The 3,701-nt window shown below is 73.9% G+C and carries 3 protein-coding genes; 2 read left to right on the forward strand and 1 reads right to left on the reverse strand.

The window, feature by feature from the left end; all coding sequences use genetic code 11:
* Positions 1-378 precede the first annotated feature (378 nt).
* Together EF903_RS30045 and EF903_RS30050 are read left to right on the forward strand one after the other, a co-directional pair.
* Entirely contained in the window at positions 379-1,410 is a 1,032-nt protein-coding gene (locus tag EF903_RS30045) for a beta-ketoacyl-ACP synthase III (protein WP_125548152.1), read from the forward strand.
* Positions 1,411-1,546: 136 nt separating this feature from the next.
* The gene (locus EF903_RS30050; protein ID WP_125548153.1) at positions 1,547-2,209 is read left to right on the forward strand and encodes an NADPH-dependent F420 reductase; all 663 of its coding nucleotides are present in this window, start codon (positions 1,547-1,549) and stop codon (positions 2,207-2,209) included.
* A gap of 112 nt (positions 2,210-2,321) precedes the next feature.
* Here EF903_RS30050 and EF903_RS30055 read toward each other — a convergent pair whose 3' ends face one another.
* Complete coding sequence (locus tag EF903_RS30055) at positions 2,322-3,479, reverse strand: acyltransferase (RefSeq protein WP_260616114.1); 1,158 nt, start codon at positions 3,477-3,479, stop codon at positions 2,322-2,324.
* Positions 3,480-3,701 lie beyond the last annotated feature (222 nt).

Here is a 3,701-nt window from a genome sequence, read left to right on the forward strand (position 1 = left end):
CCCTCCACCCGAAGCCCCCGGCCCGCCGCCCGCGGCCGGGGGCTTCCGCGTGCCCGCCGCCGGGAGGGTGGTGCTCCCGCCACCACCGCCCGTACCCACAGTGCCCGTACGGTCTGGAACGCGCCCGGCCGACGGCGGAGAATCGGCGTACGCATCCGGGACGGCGCGCCGTACGCGCCGTCCGCGCCGGGTCGCGCCCGCCGGCCGTGCACCACGGCCCGCCGGCGACGCCGTTTCGCGTCCGCCCCTCTTGCCCGAGCGGAGCGCGGCCCCTTTCCACCGTGCCCGGTAGCGGCGTCCCGCACCGGCGACCAGGGAGGCCACCTTGACCTACGTGTTGCCCCACGCGCACCCGTCCGCAGTGCAGGAGGTGGCGTCATGACCCGGGCAGCCGTCCTCACCGGCCTCGGGACGTACGTCCCGCCCCGCGTGGTGACCAACGACGACCTCTCCCGCACCATGGACACCACCGACGAGTGGATCCGCACCCGCACGGGCATCACCCAGCGCCACTGGGCCGACCCCGGCACCGCCACCGGCGACCTCGCGGTCGAGGCGGGCGCGCGGGCGCTCAAGTCGGCCGGATCCGCCGACGTCGACCTGGTGGTCCTGGCGACGACCACGCCCGACCACCCGTGCCCGGCGACCGCCCCCGACGTCGCCGCCCGGCTGGGCCTGGGGAACGTCGCCGCCTACGACATCGCCGCCGTCTGCAGCGGGTTCGTCTACGCCCTCGCGGCCGCGGCCGGCGCCATCGCCTCGGGCACCGCCGAACGCGTCCTCGTCATCGGCGCGGAGACGTACTCCACCATCCTCGACCCGGCCGACCGCACCACCTCGGTCATCTTCGGCGACGGCGCCGGAGCCGCGGTGCTGCGGGCCGGCGAACCGGACGAGCCGGGGGCGCTGCTGGGATACGACCTCGGCAGCGACGGCTCGCTGAAGGACCTCATCATGGTTCCCGGAGGCGGCTCCCGACAGCGCTCCGAGGCGGCCGGCGAGACCGCGGGCACCGCCGTGTCCGAGGGCGGGCGCCCTGCCGACAGCTACTTCACCATGCAGGGCAAGCAGGTCTTCCGGCACGCGGTCACCCGCATGGCGGCCTCGTCCAAGGCCATGCTCCGGCGCGCCGGATGGGAGGCCGCGTCGGTGGACTGGCTCGTCGGCCACCAGGCCAACGTACGCATCCTGCACGCCGTGGCCGACCAGCTCGGGATGGACCGCGGCCGCACCGTCGTCAACCTCGACCGCGTCGGCAACACCTCCGCCGCCTCCATCCCCCTCGCCCTGGCCGACGCCATCGCCGCCGGGCAGGTCGGTCCGGGCGACCGCGTCCTGATGAGCGCCTTCGGCGGCGGCGTGACGTGGGGCTCCACCGCCCTGGTCTGGCCGGACGTCACCCCCCACTGAGCTCCGCCCCCGAGTCGGCCGCCGGTCACTGACGACCGGCGGCCGACGGCCGTCTCCACGGACCGGCCGCCCCCGTACACCCACGCCACCGCACATCCCAGGCCTCACGCGCCGCACGCGAAAAAGGAGTTGGACCATGGCCCCCACCACCGGATCGACCCGCCCCATGACCATCGGCATCCTGGGCGCGGGCAACATAGGCCGCCCGCTCGGCCGGCACTGGCTCGCCGCCGGGCACACGGTGACCTTCGGCTCCCGCGACCCGGGCAGGCTCGGCCCGTTCGTCGAACTGCTCGGCGAGCGGGCGCACGCGGCCACGTACGCGGCCGCCGTCGAGGACAGCGACGTCGTCCTGCTGTCCGTCCCCCACCCGGCGCTGGACGGACTGCTGGAGCAGCTGGCCGGCCGGCTCGCCGGGAAGACCGTGATCGACGCGACCAGCCCGATCGGCGTCTCCGAAGACGGGCTCTTCGTCTCGCAGCTCGGCCCGGGCACCACCCAGGGCAGCCGGACCGCCGGGCGGCTGCCGCACAGCTCCGTCGCCCGCGCGTTCACCCACTTCCCCGACGAACTGCTGTGGTCGCGCGGAACCCAGCAGCGGCACTTCTGGGGCATGGGCATCGCCTCCGGCGACCCGCAGGCCCGCCGGGTGGCGGAGGCCCTGGTACACGACGCCGGCTTCGTCCCCGTCCACCTCGGCGGGCTGGCGGAATCCGCCGCCATCGACCCCGGCGGCCGGCTCTTCGGGTACGTCTCCACGGCCGCGGGCCTGCGCGCGGCGGTCGGCCTCGCCGGCTGACCCCCGGAGCCCGTACGGGTGCGCGCGGTGGACGTGCGCACCCGTACGGGCTCCCGGAACGACGTACGGCCCGCCCCCCTTCGGGGACGGGCCGTACGGTCGGCGGCGGCGCCTACCTCTCGCCCGCGCCCTGTGTGGCGAGGGAGAGGGGCTCGGGGGTGGGGCGCACGACCGCCGGCTTCCTGCGCGGGTTCGACCAGCGGCGGGTGATCGGCCGCTCCACCAGGGCGTACAGCGCCCAGGAGGCCAGGATTCCCGCGGCGATGAACAGCACGGCGAGGGCGACCGCCTCGGGGACCGAGTACGCCTTGCTGCCGAGCAGCTTCCACACCCCGACCATCACCGTGTAGTGGACCAGGTAGAAGGCGAAGGAGATGTCGCCGAGCCAGACCATCGCGCGGTTCCGGAAGAGCGTGAACCGGCCCTCGGCGTCCGCGATGGCGCCGGCCGCGATCAGCAGGGCGGCCGGGATGACGCAGACGGCGCGGGTCGAGTAGATCGGAGGGGTGAAGTAGCCGGCGGCGTAGCTGGCGGCCAGCAGCACGCCGGACCACACCATGCCGATGTTGCGCCAGCGCCCCGCCATCACGGAGCGGGCGACGAGGATGCCGAGGGCGAAGTCCAGCACGCGCGGAAGCGGCAGGATGTAGGACACGAAGTACTGGTTCACCGAAGTGTCGGGCTCGGTGTCCATCATCGCCGTGCCGGCAGGGACCAGCAGCTCCGACAGGAACGGCGTCGCGATGATCCCGGCGGCCACTGCGGCGGCCCACAGGTTCAGCCGGTGCGCTGGGATCTTGCGGATCCAGTGGATCAGGACGGGGAAGAGGAGGTAGAAGACGGCCTCCACGCCCAGCGACCAGCCGGCCGGGTTCACGCCGAAGTTGATCGCGAAGTCCGGATACCAGACCTGCACCATGAAGAAGTTGAGCAGCCCGATGGTCGTGTCCGTGATCGGCGCGGCGAACACCAGCATGGCCAGCGCCCAGACGAGCACGTAGTTCGGGACGATCTTGAGGAACCGGCGGCGCCAGAAGCGCGGCGCGGTGTCCGTCTCCCGGGCCGACCAGGTCAGTACGAAGCCGCTCAGCACGAAGAAGAACGTGACGCCGAGGGCTCCGGCGTGGGCGACCGCGTCATAGTAGGCGGCCGCGGCCGAGCTGCTGCTGAGCCAGGGCACGCCGAGGAAGGCCAGGAGCGCCGCGTGGTAGAGGAACACCACGAAGGCCGCGGGGAAGCGAAGGCCGGTCAGCGTGTCGAGGCGGGTCACCCGGGCACGTCCAGGCGCCGCCGGGCCGGCTGGCGGGGGCGTGGTGCCCGCCGTCTCGAGCTCCGTCACACGCATTCTGTCCGTCGACACGTTTCTGCTCCTTCAGAAGAGGGGGGGGGATCCGCGAACTGAGTGGTGCCACGAGTGCGGCGGTGGCGGGCTTCCGGCGGCGGTGCCGGACATGCCGGGGCTCTGGTCCGAGAGGGGGGAACGGGCCGGGCG

It is taken from the genome of Streptomyces sp. WAC05292 (assembly GCF_003949955.1).
Taxonomy (GTDB): domain Bacteria; phylum Actinomycetota; class Actinomycetes; order Streptomycetales; family Streptomycetaceae; genus Streptomyces; species Streptomyces globosus.

Excerpts from the sequence above, each read along its gene's own strand:
- EF903_RS30050 (WP_125548153.1), top strand. The coding sequence starts at position 1,547 with ATGGCCCCCACCACCGGATCGACCCGCCCCATGACCATCGGCATCCTG.
- EF903_RS30045 (WP_125548152.1), top strand. The coding sequence starts at position 379 with ATGACCCGGGCAGCCGTCCTCACCGGCCTCGGGACGTACGTCCCGCCC.